The sequence below is a fragment of the Mesorhizobium sp. B2-6-4 genome, assembly GCF_006441495.1.
In the GTDB taxonomy this organism is placed as follows: Bacteria; Pseudomonadota; Alphaproteobacteria; order Rhizobiales; family Rhizobiaceae; genus Mesorhizobium.
This window is the reverse complement of the sequence record NZ_VFUE01000002.1, coordinates 334,666-350,653: the sequence shown is the minus strand read 5'-3', so window position 1 is coordinate 350,653 and position 15,988 is coordinate 334,666. Positions and strand designations below refer to the sequence as shown.

15 protein-coding genes and 1 tRNA gene are annotated in these 15,988 nt (G+C 62.8%); 7 read left to right on the top strand and 9 right to left on the bottom strand.

Annotated features, from left to right (window positions below; all coding sequences use genetic code 11):
- Positions 1 to 174 precede the first annotated feature (174 nt).
- Entirely contained in the window at positions 175 to 732 is a 558-nt protein-coding gene (locus FJ426_RS04120; protein WP_140551640.1) for a fasciclin domain-containing protein, read from the top strand.
- Positions 733 to 924: 192 nt separating this feature from the next.
- A complete protein-coding gene (gene msrB / locus FJ426_RS04115) occupies positions 925 to 1,428 on the top strand; it encodes a peptide-methionine (R)-S-oxide reductase MsrB (protein WP_140491485.1) in 504 nt (167 codons plus the stop codon).
- A gap of 157 nt (positions 1,429 to 1,585) precedes the next feature.
- Here the strand turns inward: msrB and FJ426_RS04110 are convergent, their stop codons facing one another.
- Positions 1,586 to 3,178, bottom strand: a complete 1,593-nt coding sequence (locus tag FJ426_RS04110; protein WP_140491487.1) for a DHA2 family efflux MFS transporter permease subunit — start codon at positions 3,176 to 3,178, stop codon at positions 1,586 to 1,588.
- A gap of 22 nt (positions 3,179 to 3,200) precedes the next feature.
- Positions 3,201 to 4,385: an HlyD family secretion protein gene (locus FJ426_RS04105; protein WP_140491489.1), complete on the bottom strand. Its 1,185-nt coding sequence runs from the start codon at positions 4,383 to 4,385 to the stop codon at positions 3,201 to 3,203.
- Between the two features lie 127 nt (positions 4,386 to 4,512).
- Here FJ426_RS04105 and FJ426_RS04100 point away from each other — a divergent pair, with 127 nt between their 5' ends.
- On the top strand, positions 4,513 to 5,247 hold the full coding sequence (locus tag FJ426_RS04100; RefSeq protein WP_140491491.1) for a TetR/AcrR family transcriptional regulator: 735 nt from the start codon (positions 4,513 to 4,515) through the stop codon (positions 5,245 to 5,247).
- Between the two features lie 17 nt (positions 5,248 to 5,264).
- On the opposite strand, the gene yihA is transcribed toward FJ426_RS04100, so the two are convergent.
- From yihA to rpmH, 5 genes are all read right to left on the bottom strand, one after another.
- Complete coding sequence (yihA, locus tag FJ426_RS04095; RefSeq protein WP_140491494.1) at positions 5,265 to 5,924, bottom strand: ribosome biogenesis GTP-binding protein YihA/YsxC; 660 nt, start codon at positions 5,922 to 5,924, stop codon at positions 5,265 to 5,267.
- Positions 5,921 to 6,559, bottom strand: coding sequence for a CatB-related O-acetyltransferase (locus FJ426_RS04090; protein ID WP_140524238.1), 639 nt, complete (start codon positions 6,557 to 6,559; stop codon positions 5,921 to 5,923). The genes yihA and FJ426_RS04090 overlap by 4 nt, the downstream gene beginning before the upstream one ends.
- 250 nt (positions 6,560 to 6,809) lie before the next feature.
- Positions 6,810 to 8,630, bottom strand: a complete 1,821-nt coding sequence (yidC, locus tag FJ426_RS04085) for a membrane protein insertase YidC (RefSeq protein ID WP_140491498.1) — start codon at positions 8,628 to 8,630, stop codon at positions 6,810 to 6,812.
- A 14-nt stretch (positions 8,631 to 8,644) separates the two neighbouring features.
- Positions 8,645 to 8,998: a ribonuclease P protein component gene (gene rnpA, locus FJ426_RS04080; protein ID WP_140491500.1), complete on the bottom strand. Its 354-nt coding sequence runs from the start codon at positions 8,996 to 8,998 to the stop codon at positions 8,645 to 8,647.
- 14 nt (positions 8,999 to 9,012) lie between these two features.
- Positions 9,013 to 9,147 (bottom strand): 50S ribosomal protein L34, encoded by a 135-nt coding sequence (rpmH, locus tag FJ426_RS04075; RefSeq protein ID WP_008833937.1) that lies wholly within the window; start codon positions 9,145 to 9,147, stop codon positions 9,013 to 9,015.
- A 301-nt stretch (positions 9,148 to 9,448) separates the two neighbouring features.
- Here rpmH and FJ426_RS04065 point away from each other — a divergent pair, with 301 nt between their 5' ends.
- Complete coding sequence (locus FJ426_RS04065) at positions 9,449 to 10,936, top strand: HAMP domain-containing sensor histidine kinase (protein WP_140491502.1); 1,488 nt, start codon at positions 9,449 to 9,451, stop codon at positions 10,934 to 10,936.
- A gap of 225 nt (positions 10,937 to 11,161) precedes the next feature.
- A tRNA-Arg gene (locus tag FJ426_RS04060) sits at positions 11,162 to 11,238 on the top strand.
- A 270-nt stretch (positions 11,239 to 11,508) separates the two neighbouring features.
- On the opposite strand, the gene FJ426_RS04055 is transcribed toward FJ426_RS04060, so the two are convergent.
- Together FJ426_RS04055 and FJ426_RS04050 are read right to left on the bottom strand one after the other, a co-directional pair.
- Complete coding sequence (locus tag FJ426_RS04055; RefSeq protein WP_140824757.1) at positions 11,509 to 13,092, bottom strand: MDR family MFS transporter; 1,584 nt, start codon at positions 13,090 to 13,092, stop codon at positions 11,509 to 11,511.
- 131 nt (positions 13,093 to 13,223) lie between these two features.
- Positions 13,224 to 14,378 (bottom strand): HlyD family secretion protein, encoded by a 1,155-nt coding sequence (locus FJ426_RS04050; protein WP_140559077.1) that lies wholly within the window; start codon positions 14,376 to 14,378, stop codon positions 13,224 to 13,226.
- A gap of 121 nt (positions 14,379 to 14,499) precedes the next feature.
- On the opposite strand from FJ426_RS04050, the gene FJ426_RS04045 reads away from it, so the two are divergent.
- Both FJ426_RS04045 and FJ426_RS04040 read left to right on the top strand, forming a co-directional pair.
- Positions 14,500 to 15,411 carry a LysR family transcriptional regulator gene (locus FJ426_RS04045; RefSeq protein ID WP_140514286.1) on the top strand — a complete coding sequence of 304 codons (912 nt, stop codon included), beginning with the start codon at positions 14,500 to 14,502 and terminating at the stop codon, positions 15,409 to 15,411.
- Between the two features lie 299 nt (positions 15,412 to 15,710).
- Complete coding sequence (locus FJ426_RS04040) at positions 15,711 to 15,950, top strand: hypothetical protein (protein ID WP_140559078.1); 240 nt, start codon at positions 15,711 to 15,713, stop codon at positions 15,948 to 15,950.
- The last annotated feature ends 38 nt before the right edge of the window (positions 15,951 to 15,988 follow it).

Genomic DNA, 15,988 nt, shown 5'->3' with positions numbered 1-15,988 from the left:
TGTATGGATAACCACGGACCAAATTCTCGTGGTTGGATCAGCCTATCCGCCGAAATCACTGGACCTCATTCGGAAGAAAATAATTCTTTCATAGAAAGCGAAACTAAGTTTTGCATGGCCCGTATCTCCTCGCGTTCCCAATGATGGGGAAAACAACCCGAGGAGACTTACATCATGCGTAAACTCGCCACCCTTTTGCTCGCCGGTACGATCGGCCTCTCAGCGCTCGGCACCATCGCCTATGCCGCCAATCCGATGGTCGGGGGCGCACCCATGTACGCCAAGAAGAACATCATCGAGAACGCCGTCAATTCGAAGGACCACACGACGCTGGTCGCTGCCGTCAAGGCAGCGGGCCTGGTCGACACGCTGCAGGGCGCCGGACCCTTTACTGTTTTCGCTCCCACCAACGAGGCCTTTGCAGCGCTTCCGGCCGGCACGGTCGAAACGCTGCTCAAGCCCGAGAACAAGGACAAGCTGACCAAGGTCCTGACGTGCCATGTGATCGCGGCGAAAGCGATGGCCGCCGACGTCGCCAAGATGGCCAAGGCCGATGGCGGCGCGCATGTGGTCAAGACCGCCGGCGGCTGCGAGCTGACGCTCAAGGCCGACAAGGGCAAGGTCACCGTCACGGACGAGAACGGTAACGTCGCCCATGTGACGATTGCCGACGTCAGGCAGTCCAATGGCGTCATCCACGTCATCGACAAGGTTCTTTTGCCGAAGATGTAACGAACGGCTCGCTGCCGGCGAACAGGCAGCAAGGCTCTCCTGCCGGTGCGCGGCTCCGCGTTGCGCCGGCAGGCGTCCGCTGCGCACTGTGGCTCCAACCAGGAGGCTGGTGCGGGTAACGTTCGGCCCTCAACGGCTTTTGATTTTCAGCCGAGCGTTGAATGTGGCAAACAGATAGCAGGAGGATTGGCCATGAACCGTCGCGACTTTCTCTTGAGCGGCGCCGCCGCCATCGGCGTGGTCGCCGGCACGGCATCTCTGCTGCGCATGGGCGGATCGCAGGATGCACGTGCGGCGGAGACCTTCGAAGTCACCAAGACCGATGCCGAATGGCGCGCGATCCTGTCTCCCGCGGCCTTCGACGTGCTGCGCAAGGAAGGCACCGAATATCCCGGCACCAGCCCATTGCTCAACGAGCACCGCAAGGGCGTCTTCGCCTGCGCCGGCTGCGACCTGCCGGTTTACTCCTCCGAGACGAAGTTCGATTCCGGCACCGGCTGGCCGAGTTTCTGGCAGGAGATCGCCAACGCCGTCGGCAAGACGCAGGACCGGTCGCTCGGCATGACTCGCACCGAAGTCCACTGCCGCCGCTGCGGCGGCCATCTGGGCCATGTCTTCGACGACGGCCCGCCGCCGACCGGGCTGCGTCACTGCATCAACGGCGTGGCGCTGAGCTTCAAGCCCGCCACAGCCTGAGACCATGCGGCCGCGATATGAAAAAACTCCGGGTTTGCGACCCGGAGTTTTTTAGCGGTCAGTCATTTCGGGCGTGGACTGGGGGAGCTTCCCGAAACGGCTGCCCGTGTTTCCTTGCTTTCAGCGCATTACCGAACGCAAACCGTTTCTCCCGGTGTCAGTGCCCGCCGCCGCCACCGCCGGCGGCCGCCGGTTTGCGGATCATCATGGTGAACAGGCCAAGCGTCGCGAACAGCACCGTCAGCATGTAGAACACGTCCATGAAGGACAGCAGCGCCGCCTGCTGCTGGACCATGCCCGACAATTTCGAGATCGCCGCGCTGGCCGCGTCCAGGCCGGCGGTCTGCTCGAAATTGAGCGTCATGTTCTGCAGCTTCTGCTGCGCGGCCGCACTTCCCCACTGTACGTGCTCGGAGAGCCTTGCATAGTGGAAGGCGTTGCGGTCGATCAGCACCGTGTTGATCAGGGCGAGGCCGACGGCACCGCCGAGATTGCGGGTCAGGTTGAACAGGCCCGACGCATTCTTCAGCCGCTCGGGCGGCAGCGTGCCGAGCGCGATGTTGTTGATCGGCACCATGCACAGCATCATCGAACAGCCGCGCAGGATCTGCGGGATGAGCAGCTCGTAAAAATCCCAGTCGGCGGTCAGATGCGTCATCCACCAGGTTCCGGTGGCGAAGCCGAAGAAGCCGATCATCATCATCAGGCGCGGGTCCATCTTGTTCGACAGGATGCCCGAGACCGGCGCGGTGAAGAACATCGCCAGGCCGCTGACGAACAGTGCCTCGCCGATCATCATGGAATCGTAGCCGCGGATGCGTCCGAGGAACACGGGGTAGAGATAGGTGAGACCGTAGAGGCCGATTCCGATGACGAAGGAGAACAGCGAGCCGAAGGCGAAGTTGATATTGCTGAACGCCTTGAGATCGACGATCGGCTCCTCGGCGGTGAACACCCGCCAGAAGAACAGCACCGCGCCGAAGGTCATGACGACGGCGCAGATGAACACCGCCTGATCTTGCAGCCAATCATTGTTCGGGCCTTCCTCGAGCACATATTCCATGCAGCCGAGGAACGCCGCCATGCCGGCAAGGCCCCACCAGTCGAACTTCGAGAACAGCTTCAGGTTGGGCTTGTCGAAGTCGATCAGCGACCAGGCCGCCGTCGTCACCAGAATGCCGGGCACGACATTGACGAGGAACAGCCAGTGCCAGGACATTGCGTGGCTGATATAGCCGCCGACGGTCGGACCGATGGTGGGCGCCAGGGTGGCCACCAGGCCGATCATCGGCGAAACGACGGCACGGCGCGACGGCGGGAAGATGGTGAAGGCGGCCGCAAAGACGCTGGGGATCATGCCGCCGCCGATAAAACCCTGGATGGCGCGGTAAACGATCATCTGGTCGATGTTGGTGGCGGTCGCGGCGAGCGCGCTTGCAGCGGTAAAACCCGCCGCCGAAATTGTGAACAGAACACGCGTCGACAGCATCCGGCTGAGAAAGCCGGACAGGGGGATCATGACCACCTCGGCGATCAGATAGGCCGTCTGCACCCAAGGGATCTCGTCGGAACTGGCGCTCAGGCCAGCCTGGATCTCGGCCAGCGAGGCCGAGACGATCTGGATGTCCAGGATGGCCATGAACATGCCGAACACCATCGCCAGGAAGGCTATGACGCGCCGCGTCGAGATGGTGTCAGGCACAGCCGGCCTCGCCGGCGGCGCTCCTGCGGTCAGGGTTGCGGTGGCCATGGCGTTGCTCCCCGGAGCGCGCTCAGTTGATCGCGGCCGGCGCGGTGCGGCTGTCGACGGCGACAACGACGCTTAAGCCGGCGCGCAGTCTGCCGCTCTTCAGCGCATCGGCCGGCACGTCGATGCGGACCGGGACGCGCTGCACCACTTTGGTGAAATTGCCGGTGGCATTTTCCGGCGGCAGCAGCGAGAACACGGCACCCGAGGCCGGCGCCAGCGAGGAAACAGTGCCCTCGATGGGCTCGCCGTCGATGGCATCGACCGAAATCCTGACCTTTTCGCCGGGCACCAGCCGGGCAAGCTGGGTCTCCTTGAAGTTGGCGACGATGTAGAGCTTGTTCATCGGAACGATGACGGCGAGCTTCTGGCCGGGGCTCACGAGGTCGCCCTGCTCGACGGAACGGTTGCCGACGACGCCGTCATAGGGCGCCTTGAGCACAGTGAAGGACAGGTCGCGCGCGGCCTTGTCGCGGCTGAGCTGCAAGGATGCCAGCGTGCTTGCCGATTCAGCACGCTGCGCCTCCAGCACGCCGATATTGGCCTGTGCTGCGGCGATCTGCGCGTCGGCGCCGACGAGAGCGGCGTTGGCCTGGTCGAGCGCCGTCTGGGCGTCGTCGAGTTGCGCCTGCGTACCGACATGGGTCTTGAGCAGTTGCGCGGCGCGCTGCTGGGCGCGCGCGGCATTGGCCGCCGCGGCCTGGTCGGCGGTCTTGGCGGCCTGCGCCTGCTGCAAGGAGGCCTGCGCCGCCTTGGTCTGCGCATCGATGCGATCGAGCGTCCTGGCCAGCGTGGCGATCTGCGCCTCGGCCTGGGCGACCGCTATTTTGTAATCACCGTCATCGACCGTCAGCAGGGGATCGCCGGCCTTGACCTGCTGGTTCTCGCTGACCTTGACCTGATCGACATAGCCGGAGATCTTGGGCGAAATGAAAGCCATGTCGGCCTGGACATAGGCGTCGTCGGTCGAAATCATGAAACGGCCGGTGGTCCAGTAATCGTAGCCGTACCAGGCGCCGGCGCCGAGCAGTGCGACGCCGATGATCGGCAGCAGGAAAGAGCGCACGGAACGCTTCTTCTTCGCCGGAGTTTCCGCCAGAGGCGGCGCGGCGACTGGGTGGACGGGAACTTCCGGTGCTTCCGTCGCCGGGGCGACCTTGGCGTTGGGGAAAGGACGGACTTCGGCGGTGGACGGCGCGTTCGAGGACATGACATCTCTCTAAGTTATAATACTGAACCGTTCGGTTCGATCCGGCCGTTGACATAGCGCCTAAAGAGGACCATATCAAGAGGCAATCGAACCGCTTGGTTCGAATTATTTTCGAGGTGTGACTTTAATGGCCGACACAACGCCCGACGTCGAAAACGACAATTGCGGCGACCTGCTGGACGGCTTGCGCCGCGGCCGCCCGGCAGCCGGACAGGATCCGGTCAAGCGCAGCCAGATCATCGATGGCGCCCGCCGGGTCTTTATCGACAAGGGCTTCGAGGCGGCCTCGATGAACGACATCACGCGGGAAGCCGGCGTTTCGAAAGGCACCATCTATGTCTACTTCGCCAACAAGGAAGAGCTGTTCGAGGCGCTGATCGAGGAAGAGCGCGGCACGATCTTCAAGAACATGTATGACGTGCTCGACCGTGCCGACGACCTGCGCGAGACGCTGGTGAAATTCGGCAAGGTCCTGTCCATGAAGATCACCTCGGCCAAGGTCATCCAGGCCCAGCGCACGGTGATCGGCGCCTCCGACAGGATACCCGACATGGGCGCGCGGTTTTACGAACGCGGCCCCAAACGCGGCCACGACAAGGTCGTGACCTTCCTCAAGGCCGCCATCGACCGTGGCCTGCTCAAGATCGACGATGTCGACCTTGCCGCCTATCAGTTCACAGAACTCTGCCTGGCCGGTCTTTTCCGGCAGTGCATCTTCGCCTATCGCGCCAAGGCTCCGAACCAGGACGAAATCGACCATATCGTCAGGTCGGGCGTCGACATGTTCCTGAAGGCCTATGGCACCGAAATGCTTGCCGCGGAGGAAAGCCACAAGATGATCGCCCTGGAGGCGAAGGCTTAACCCGGCTTTTTGTGCCGCTAGCCGCCATTGGCCGCGAGCACGATCGCGGCGCGCAGCTCCTCCAGGCCCTCGGCCTTTTCCGATGACGTCGCCAGCACGAAAGGAAACGCCGCCGGTCGCTTCTTGATCTTGGCAAGCGTCTCCTCAATCAGCCGCGGCACGCCGGCGGCCTTGATCTTGTCGGTCTTGGTCAGCACGACCTGGTACGAAACCGCCGCCTTGTCGAGCAGCGACAGCACCTCGTCGTCCTTGGCCTTGATGCCGTGGCGGGCGTCGATCAGCACATAAACCCGCTTCAGCGTGACACGGCCCTTGAGATAGTCGAAGACCAGCTTCGTCCAATCGTCGACCTTTTCCTTGGGCGCGGTGGCATAGCCGTAGCCCGGCATGTCGACCAATGCCATTGGCGGCAGGTCGGCGCCCTCCCCCGAAAATCCGTCCGGCACGAAATAATTGAGTTCCTGCGTGCGCCCTGGCGTGTTGGAGGTGCGCGCCAGGCCCTTCTGGTTGACCAGAGCGTTGATCAGCGACGACTTGCCGACGTTGGAGCGGCCGGCAAAGGCGATTTCCGGCGGCCCTTCCGGCGGCAGGAACTTCATGGCGGGCACACCGCGGATGAAGATCCACCCGCGGGTAAACAGGTCCGTGCCGATCGTGGTGCTGTATTGAGCGTTCAAGCTGCTGTCTCCAGAAGAGAAATATCGGCGCCCCTGATGGCATCGAGGTTGCGGCTGATCTTGTCCACCGGCCAATCCCACCAAGCCACCGCCAGCAGCCGCCGGATCGTCCTGTCGTCGAAACGCATCTTGACGACCTTGGCCGCGTTGCCGGCGACGATGGCATAGGGCCGCACGTCGTGCGTGACCACGGACTTCGCCGCAACGATGGCGCCATGTCCGATTTGCACCCCCGGCAGGATCACTGCCTCCATGCCGATCCAGACATCGTTGCCGACCACCGTGTCGCCGCGCACCTCCTTCGACCATGTGACGGGGTCGAAACCCTTTTCCCAGCCATGGCCGAAAATGTTGAACGGATAGGTTGAAAAACCGGACATGGCGTGGTTGGCGCCGTTCATGATGAAGCGGGCACCTTCGGCGATGGCGCAGAACTTACCGATGATCAGCCTGTCGCCGATGAAGGAATAGTGGTGCAGCACGCATTTCTCGGCGAATTTATCCGGCCCTTCCGGATCGTCATAATAGGTGAAGTCGCCGATCTCGATGTTGGGCGCGCTCACCAGCGCCTTGAGGAAGCCGACGCGCGTGTGCATCGGGATCGGGTGCTTGATGTCGGGATTGGGTCCGGTCATGGCGGTTCGTCCGGGAATTGGCTGGCGGACGCGTCCCGCGTCGGCGCACACCTCGTCAAAGTAGCGTAATCCGCCGTATAGCACCAATCGCCCCGGGAGCGAGTCTTCGATGGTGGACAAGCGCATTTGCCGGATCGGACGGTGCCGCGCGTTTGCAGTTTCGCCCATCGCGGGCAGACGTGGACCGATGCCGGCGCACAAGAAAAAACCCGGACGAGCCGGGGTTTTTTGAAATCGTGAGCCGGCGCCTCTATTCCGCTGGCGACGGTTTCTTGCGGAACAGCGCTAGCAGATTGTCCCACAGTTCGATCTTGGCGCCCTGGCGCTTCATGATCACGCCTTGCTGGAGGATCGACAGCGTGTTGTTCCAGGCCCAGTAGATGACCAGGCCTGCCGGGAAACCAGCCATCATGAAGGTGAAGATGACGGGCATCCAGGTGAAGATGGCGGCCTGCGTCGGATCCGGCGGCGTCGGGTTCATGCGCATCTGCAGGAACATGGTGACGCCCATGATCAGCGGCCAGACGCCGATCATCAGCATGTGCGGAAGCGTGATCGGAACAAGGCCGAACAGGTTGAAGATCGAGGTCGGATCGGGCGCGGCCAGATCCTGGATCCAGCCGAAGAACGGCGCATGGCGCATCTCGATGGTGATGTAGAGCACCTTGTAGAGCGAGAAGAAGACCGGGATCTGCAATGCCACCGGCCAGCAGCCGGCGAGCGGATTGATCTTCTCGGTCTTGTACAGCTCCATCATCGCCTGCTGCTGCTTCATCTTGTCGTCCGCGTATTTCTCGCGGATCTCGAGCATCTTGGGCTGCACCTTCTTCATGTTCGCCATCGACGCGTAGGACTTGTTGGCGAGCGGGAAGAAGATGGCCTTGACGATGACGGTGGTGGCGAGGATCGCCAGGCCGAAATTGCCGAGGAATTTGTAGAGCGTGTCGATCAGCCAGAACATCGGCTTGGTGATGAAGTGGAACCAACCCCAGTCGATCAGCAGGTCGAACCGCTTGATGTGGCGGTCTTCGGCATAGGCATTGATCTTGGCGACTTCCTTGGCGCCGGCGAAGACCTCGGTCTCGACGGTTGCCGACTGGCCGGCCTCGACATTGATCGGGTCGGTGAGGAAGTCGGACTGGTAGCGGTGGCGGCCGTCCACGAAATAGCCGAAGCGCGGCTGGAACGGCTGCTTCTCGCTCGGGACCACCGTCACCGCCCAGTATTTGTCGGTAATGCCAAGCCAGCCGTCCGTCGACTTGCCCGGCTTGACTTCCTTGTCCTTCTCGATGGACGCGTATTTGTGTTCCTGCAGGCCTTCCGCACCGGTGAAGCCGATCAGGCCTTCATGCAGCACGTAGGTGCTGGCGACTGCCGGCTTGTCGTAGCGCGTTACGCGGCCGTAATTCGATAGCGTAACCGGGGCCGAACCCGAATTGCGCACCTCGTCGGAAACGGTGAACATGTAGTCGCTGTCCACAGAGAAGGTGCGCTTGAAGGTCAGCCCCTTGTCACTGGTGTAAGTCAGCGTCACCGGCGTCGACGGGGTCAGCGTCGGATTGCCTTCGACGTTCCACACCGTATCCGCGCCCGGTACCGTGCCCGTCTTGTCGTTGCCGACGAAGCCGATCTCGGCGAAGTAGCCGCTGGGCAACTCCGAAGGGTTGAGCAGTTCGATCTTGGGCGAATCCTTGTCGACGGTTTCGGTGTAGTGCTTGAGCTTGAGGTCGTCGAGACGGGCGCCGGTCAGGTTGATCGAGCCTTCGAGGCTCGGCGTGTCGATCTTGACGCGCTTCGAAGCCGCCAGCGCCTGGTCGCGGCTGGCCGCGGTGACGGTGTCTCCGCCGGGCGCGTTGGGGATGGCACCGGGAGCGGTGCCGGCCGGTGCCGGCGTTGCCGCGCCCGGATTGGCTGTCTCCGCCGCCTTCTTCTGCTCTTCCACGCGCTGCTGCTCGACGCGCGCCGCCTCGCGCTGCTGTTCGACGCGCGGGTTCATGTAGAAGACCTGCCACAGGGTCAGGATCAGCACCGACAGCGCGATGGTGATGAAGAAGTTTCGGTTGTTTTCCATCGAGAGCCCTTGGCCTATCGTGTTCCGCGAAGTCGGCGGGAGAGTTCGACCTTCAACTGGCCGAACGGGGCGCGGAGCGCATCATCGCGCCCGACGATGACATAATCATTGCCGGGCATCATGTCATCGGCCGCATGGGTGCGCACGGCCTCTTTCAGCCGCCGCCTGACGCGGTTGCGCACGACCGCGTTGCCGACCTTCTTGGTGACGGTGTAGCCGACGCGCGGCGCGCCGCCGTCGCCGCGGTCGAGGACCTCGACGAGGAAAAACCGCCCGCGACGTTTTTCACCACGGCGGACGGCCAGGAATTCCGCGCGTTTCAGAAGCCGCTTGGGATTTTGTCCCACTGGCTTGCCGGTTGCGGGCAACGATCTTGTCTCGCTCAGGCGCTGAGCCGCTTGCGGCCGCGGTTGCGGCGAGCTGCGACGACGCCGCGACCACCCTTGGTGGCCATGCGGGCACGGAAACCGTGCCGGCGTTTGCGGACGAGTTTGGACGGTTGGTAGGTACGCTTCATTTGTTTTAATACCGCGGGGTGCGGCCCTTCTTGATTCTGTCACTCTGTAACAGGAGCTTTGCCGGGCCGGCTTTGGCGCGATCGAAACCGCGCCGGGACGAATGGCCCAAGCGTGAGCGGGCTTATAGAAAGAAGGGTTTTGGAAGTCAATCCGGTGCCGGGCCGGTGCCGGGCCGGTGTCGCCGGGCCCGGGATGCGCACTTTCGGCGGCAATTATATCTCTCCGACCAAGGGGGAAATTGGCAAAAAAGCCGCAATCGCCTAATCTGGGCTGATCAAGCGATTGTGAAGACAGGACCGCATGAGCGAAACCACGCACGCCGAGGAAGGGACAGGACCAGCGCCAGCCGCCGTCCGCAGCGTACCCTTGTCGCGCGGCCTGTCGACAAAACTGCTGCTGTTGACCATCGTTTTCGTGCTTTTGGCCGAGGTGCTCATCTTCCTGCCCTGGATCGCCAGCTACCGGCTGGCCTGGCTCAAGGAGCGGCTGAGTACCGCCGCTGCCGTATCGATCGTGCTGGTGCAGGGCGAACCGACCTCGCTGTCGCGCACGGCGCAGAACGACGTGCTTATGGCGATCGGCGCCAAGGCGATCGCGGTGCGCGACGGCGGCGTGTCGCGGCTGCTTGTGGTGGCCGATATGCCGCCGCAGGTCGACGAGCACATCGACCTCGCCAGCGTCGGCATGGTCAAGGGCATGACCGGCGCGCTCGACACGCTGTTTTTCGGCGGCGACCGGATGCTGCGCGTCTTCGGGCCGGTCGGCGACAGCGACAAGGAGTTCGAGCTGATCATGCCGGACTACAGCCTGCGCAAGGCGATGCTTATCTATTCGCGCAACGTCGCCTTCGTCTCGCTGCTGATCTCGCTGTTCACGGCCATGCTGGTCTATGCCGCGATCGACCTGATCATGATCGGACCGATCCGCAACATGACGCGCTCCATGCTGTCCTTCTCGCAGGCCCCCGACGACCCCAGCCGGATCATTCATCCCGCCGCTCGCGCCGATGAGATCGGGGTGGCCGAGCGCGAGCTGTCGCAGATGCAGGAGCGGCTGCAGAAGATGCTGACCGAGCAGAAGCACCTGGCCGACCTCGGCCTCGCCGTGTCGAAGATCAACCACGACATGCGCAACATCCTGGCCTCGGCGCAGCTAATTTCGGACCGCCTGCGCCAGGTCAAGGATCCGACCGTGCAGGCCTTCGCGCCGAAGCTCCTGCGTGCGCTCGACCGTGCGGTCTCCTACTCGGAAGGCGTGCTTCATTACGGCCGTACGCAGGAGCCGCCGCCTTCGCGCCGGCGCGTGCGGCTGCGCCAGCTGGTCGAGGACGTGCACGGCCTGCTCGACATCGAGGAAGGCATCGAGTTCATCAACGCGGTCGAAAAGGCGTTCGAGGTGGACGCCGATTCCGACCAGTTGTTCCGCGTGCTCACCAATCTGTGCCGCAACGCCGTGCAGGCGATGGCGGCGGACACGGAGAGCGCCGTGGTGCGCCGGCTGGCGGTTTCGGCCGAGCGCATGGGCAGCGTCAGCCGCATCGTCGTGACCGACACCGGTCCCGGCCTGCCGCCGAAGGCGCGCGAGAACCTGTTCGCGGCGTTCCGCGGCTCTGCGCGCAGCGGCGGCACCGGGCTTGGTCTGGCGATCGCGCATGAACTGATCCGCGCGCATGGCGGCACGGTGGAGCTGGTCGAATCGATCGGCGGGCGCACCACCTTCGCCGTCACCATTCCCGACCAGCCGGTGCGGCTCGACCAGGCCCGCAACGGGCTGCGCCGCCCGGCCTGACAGGCTTGGGCGCTGTTTCGCCCGCAAACCGGTCCGGCCCCCTTCGCCCTGAATGCCGCTTCGAACAACCCGATTTCCGGCCGGATCCAGCGGATGACGCATCGACGACAAAACTTTTGCCGGATCGGCTTGCTTTTCGCGAATTCAGTCGCTAGGGAACTGCACACATTCGCGGCCGGTCCTCGAGGATCGGATCGCGGGGTCATGGAAAGCATGACCTGATGCGCGCCCGTAGCTCAGCTGGATAGAGCACCAGACTACGAATCTGGGGGTCAGGAGTTCGAATCTCTTCGGGCGCGCCATTTTATCCTATTGAAATCAATAGACTTCCAGGCGTTTCCAGCGCGACGCCACTGGCTTGATTTTCGGAATTCAGCCGGTTTTGGCAAGACGGCGGCAGCCGGTGCCAAAATCGCACTATGGGCTAAAGTGCCCTACTTGGAACGGCACAGTCTCTGCCAAGCATTCGAAATTTGCTGAGTTTCCTGGCGGTGCACGTGACAGACTCACATTCCGGGGCCGCGCTGGCGTAGTTCGGGATTGAAATCATTGTAGTTCTTCTTTCCGATCTTTCAGTGCGCGCCACCCGCCTCGATATGGCCCGGGTTGCGCAACAGCAGCGTGGCGAAGAACGCGACGACAAGGGCTGCTCCGAGCAGATAGAACGCGTCGCTGAAAGCCATGATGAAAGCCTGCTTGCGCACCATCTGTCCGATGGCGATGACGGCCTTGTGCATCGCGGCTGCGCGATCGCCGGCGCCATGCGCCAGGAAGTACCGGGTCAGATGCTCGATGCGCGCGCGAGTGCTCTCTTCGAACAGCGACACCGACCGCACCAGCACGTTGGAGTGGAACTGCTCGCGCTTGGTCAGAAAAGTCTGCAGCATGGCGATGCCGACGGCGCCGCCGAGATTCCGGATCATGTTGAACAATGCGGAGGCAGAGCCGGCATTCTCCTGCTGGATGCCGGCCGTAGCGACCGCAGCCAGGGGTACCATGACCAGCGCCTGACCGACGGCTCGGACGACATTCGGCCAAAAGAACTGCTCCGACGCGTAGGCCGCCGTCATTTCGATGTTCATGAAATTGCTCGCCGCGAACAGCGCAAAGCCGAAGGCAACGATAATGCGCATGTCGAAACGCTTCATCAACTGGGGCACCAGCGGGATCAGCACCAGTTGCGGCAGGCCTGTCCAGGCCAGCACCATGCCGATCTGCTGAGCGTTGTAACCCTGGATGCGCGCGAGATAGACGGGCAGGATGAACACCGCCCCGTAGAGCGCAATTCCGAGCAGGAAGCTGGCCAGGATGGAGAACCCGAAATTCCAGCGGGCGAACAGTCTGAGGTTAAGCAAGGGCCTTTCGCTTCTCAACTCGATCCACAGGAAAAGCGAGAGGCCGACGAGGGCGATCATGGACAGCCGCACGATGAAAGGCGAGCCGAACCAATCGTCCTTGTTGCCCTCCTCGAGCACAGTCTGCAAGGAGCCGAGCCCGATCGCCATGGTGATGATCCCGGCCCAGTCGCCCTGGCGCAGCAGCGAGAGCTGCATCGGCGCCCTTTCGAGCGACATCCACAGCATGCCGACCATCAGCGCGCCGGGGACCAAGTTGACATAGAAGATGAACTGCCAACCCCAGTTCTCGGTGAGATAGCCACCGATTGTCGGCCCGATGGCTGGTGCGAAGGTCGCCGACAGCGCGAACAGGGCGAATCCGATCGGCTGCTTCGCCTTCGGCAGGAGGGTTATGGTGATGGTGAAGGCGACCGGAATCAGCACGCCGCCGCAAAAGCCCTGCAAAGCACGCAGAACAATCATCTGCTGAAGGTTTTGCGCGAAGGCGCAGGCAACCGAGAAGGCGAGAAACAGGATTGCATTGGCCAGAAGATAGACGCGGATGGAAAAGACCCGCGACAGCCAGCCGGTGAGCGGAATGACGACGATCTCGGCCACCAGGTAGGCGGTCGATATCCAGCCGCCGTCATCGATGCCCGCGCCGATGGCGCCCTGAATGTCGGCTAGCGATGCGTTGACGATCTGGATGTTGAGGACCGCCATGAAGGCGCCGAGCGTCGAGCCAATGACGGCGATCCAGGTCTTGAGCGGGGCGGAAGAGGCATCGGTCGGCGCCAGGCTCGATGCTTTGGCTGCCATCGGCGCAGGCGTGGGGTTGGCGGTGAAGATCGCGGGCACGGCTGAATTCCTTGTTTGACGAAGCGCGCGTGAGACACTGGCGTGGCGGCCACCATGCGAGGTCTCGGAGAACCTCGCGCAGCCGCTACGAGTTACCAGCCGGCGATGATTCGGCGGCCGCTGTCCGGTTCACCCCGTTCGGCCAGGATGGTTGCCTTCGTGTCGATCGTCGGTTCCGCCGACATGCCGGCGCGCAGCTTGCCGGCGAGCCTGCCGTCGTTGATCGCGATCTTCACCGGGATGCGCTGCACGATCTTGGTGAAATTGCCGGTGGCGTTATCCGGGGGCAGCAGCGCGAACTCGAGACCGCTGGCCGGCGACACACTGTCGACACGGCCCTTGAGTGCCACGCCGGGAAAGCCGTCGACGGCGATCTCGACCGGCTGTCCGCTCTGCACATGAGTGAGCTGTGTTTCCTTGAAATTGGCCACGACATAGACCGCATTCAGCGGCACCACCGCCATGAGCAGCGTGCCGGCCTGCACATACTGGCCGACGCGAAGCGAACGGGCCCCGACAGTGCCGTCGACGGGCGCTGTGATCGTGGTGTAGGAGAGATTGAGTTCCGCCTGACGCAGGGCGGCCTGGCTGCTGTCGCGCTCGGCCTCCGCCTTGCCGCGCTCAGTCGTGAGCACGTCGATTGCTTTGCGGGCAGCAACCAGTGCGGCGCGATCCCTCTGCAGTTGGGCTTCGTTTTCGCCAAGGGACGCCGCGGCCTGCTGGGCGCGTTGGCTGGTGCCGTAGCCGCTTTTCAGCAGGGTTTTATAGCGGTCACCCTCCTGCTGCGCGAATTTGAGCTTCGCCTCGGTTGCGGCGACGTTGGCCTTTTGCTGTTCGACCACCGAATGCTGCAGGCCGATCTGGGCGTCGAGGTTATGCAGCGTCGCTTCGGCTGCTTCGACATTGGCTTGCGCTTGGTCTAGCGCGGTCCTGAAATCGCGATCGTCGATGCGGGCCAGAACCTGGCCCGCCTTGACGGGAGTGTTGTCCTCGACCAGCACCTCGGCGATGTGGCCCGAGATCTTCGGCGCGACAGTCGTATAGTCGGCCTTGACATAGGCATCGTCGGTCGATTGCAGATACTGCCCGACCGTCCAATAGTCATAGCCGTAGAGCGCAGCCGCGGTCAGGCCGGCCACCAGGCCCAACCCGACAACGGTGCGCTTGATCATCGTCTTGCGGGACCGCCGCGCGGGTTTTACCTCAACCGGGTATTCCAAGGTGGCGGGGTTGACGCTTACGGTCATCGTAATCTCCTCTCACGGTCGGGCCGAGTGGCCGATTGGTGCAAGGACGATGCAACGGCAATCTTGATGTGATAATCGAGGAAAGAACGGAAGGATCATCCATTAAGAGCGGATAATCGAAATGGACAGGCTCACGAGCTTGACGGTGTTTGGCCGCGTTGTGGAATGCGGGGGCTTTTCCGCGGCAGCCCGACGCCTCAACATGTCGACGACGATGGTCAGCAACCACGTCCAGGCGCTGGAGGACAGGCTCGGCGTCCGGCTTCTCAACCGCACCACCCGCAAGGTGAGCCTGACCGAGATCGGCCAGGCTTACTACCAGCGTTCCTCGCAGATCCTCGCCGATCTGGAGGAGGCGGACCGCGTCGCGGGAGCACTTCAGGCGACGCCGCAAGGCACGCTTCGCCTTCATTCCAGCATGAGCGTCATCCGTTTTCTGGCGCCGATCGTTTCCGAATTCGTCAACCTTTATCCGGCTGTTTCGGTCGATCTCACCGTCGGCGAAAGAATGGTCGACATGGTGGAGGAGGGCTTCGACCTTGACGTGCGTTCGCTGCCGCTTCCCGATTCAAGCCTGATCGTCCGGCGGCTGACCTCATGGCGCAACATCGTCTGCGGTTCGCCCGGCTATTTCGAACGCCATGGAACACCGCGTCGGCCCGATGACCTCGCACGCCACAATTGCATGCGCCATGCGTCATATCCTTTCGGTAACGAGTGGCGTTTCGAGGACCCCGACGGCGAGCCCGTTTCCGTCCGCGTCGATGGCAACTTATTGACCAACAGCCAGGAAACGCTCAGACGCCTTGCTCTCGACGGCCGCGGTCTGTTCATACCGCCGCCCTTCCTCGTGGCCGACGACCTGAGCGCCGGGCGCCTTGTCCGGGTGCTGGAGGAATATTCAGGAGTCGAGTTCGCGATCAACGCGTTCTATCCGCATCGTCACCATGTCTCGGCCAAGGTGAGGACTTTCATCGATCTGTTGGCCGAGCGCTTTGCCGAACACCGCAGGTGGATGGAATTGAAGTACTGAACGACGGTTACACCGTCCGCCGCCGGAAAGTCGGCGGGCTGATGTGCCTTCTGATCTCTGGCCGGCCACATGCCGGCAAGGGCCGGAGCGATTGCCAGCACCGACATGGCAAAACCCTCGATCCGGGAGGGCCAGCGCTGAGGCCGCGCGCCCGCTCATGATCCTATTATCCGCTCTTGGCGGATGATCCTTTCCAATATTCGAAGATTATCATGAGTGGGTCCAAGATGCATCTTCTTGGCGAACGGGCAAGGACCTGTTCTTGAACCAAGTCCAGAACTCAACCTTAGGAGATTTCCATGAAAAAGATCGCTCTTGCCGCCGCCGCGTTCCTGGCCATCACTGACGCCGCACTCGCCGAGAACCCGAAGGTCGGCGGCTCCGACATCAATGCGATTGCCCGGGAACAGCTCGACAGCACCCACACGTCCTCGATCGCGCATAGTGCAGTCTACGAACTGCTCAATGCGGGCTCGAACGCGGCCATCGCGCGGGATCCGGCGGTCGAGCATCGCCGGGACCTTTTCGGCAACCGTTAGACACCGGCTCCGGCCGCCGAACCCCCAAAGCAGCGAGC

What these genes read in the sequence shown, in the direction of transcription:
- FJ426_RS04120 (WP_140551640.1), top strand. Translation starts at nt 175, where the DNA reads ATGCGTAAACTCGCCACCCTTTTGCTCGCCGGTACGATCGGCCTCTCA.
- msrB (WP_140491485.1), top strand. Translation starts at nt 925, where the DNA reads ATGAACCGTCGCGACTTTCTCTTGAGCGGCGCCGCCGCCATCGGCGTG.
- FJ426_RS04110 (WP_140491487.1), bottom strand. Translation starts at nt 3,178, where the DNA reads ATGGCCACCGCAACCCTGACCGCAGGAGCGCCGCCGGCGAGGCCGGCT.
- FJ426_RS04105 (WP_140491489.1), bottom strand. Translation starts at nt 4,385, where the DNA reads ATGTCCTCGAACGCGCCGTCCACCGCCGAAGTCCGTCCTTTCCCCAAC.
- FJ426_RS04100 (WP_140491491.1), top strand. Translation starts at nt 4,513, where the DNA reads ATGGCCGACACAACGCCCGACGTCGAAAACGACAATTGCGGCGACCTG.
- FJ426_RS04090 (WP_140524238.1), bottom strand. Translation starts at nt 6,559, where the DNA reads ATGACCGGACCCAATCCCGACATCAAGCACCCGATCCCGATGCACACG.
- yidC (WP_140491498.1), bottom strand. Translation starts at nt 8,630, where the DNA reads ATGGAAAACAACCGAAACTTCTTCATCACCATCGCGCTGTCGGTGCTG.
- rpmH (WP_008833937.1), bottom strand. Translation starts at nt 9,147, where the DNA reads ATGAAGCGTACCTACCAACCGTCCAAACTCGTCCGCAAACGCCGGCAC.
- FJ426_RS04065 (WP_140491502.1), top strand. Translation starts at nt 9,449, where the DNA reads ATGAGCGAAACCACGCACGCCGAGGAAGGGACAGGACCAGCGCCAGCC.
- FJ426_RS04055 (WP_140824757.1), bottom strand. Translation starts at nt 13,092, where the DNA reads ATGGCAGCCAAAGCATCGAGCCTGGCGCCGACCGATGCCTCTTCCGCC.
- FJ426_RS04050 (WP_140559077.1), bottom strand. Translation starts at nt 14,378, where the DNA reads ATGACCGTAAGCGTCAACCCCGCCACCTTGGAATACCCGGTTGAGGTA.
- FJ426_RS04045 (WP_140514286.1), top strand. Translation starts at nt 14,500, where the DNA reads ATGGACAGGCTCACGAGCTTGACGGTGTTTGGCCGCGTTGTGGAATGC.
- FJ426_RS04040 (WP_140559078.1), top strand. Translation starts at nt 15,711, where the DNA reads ATGAAAAAGATCGCTCTTGCCGCCGCCGCGTTCCTGGCCATCACTGAC.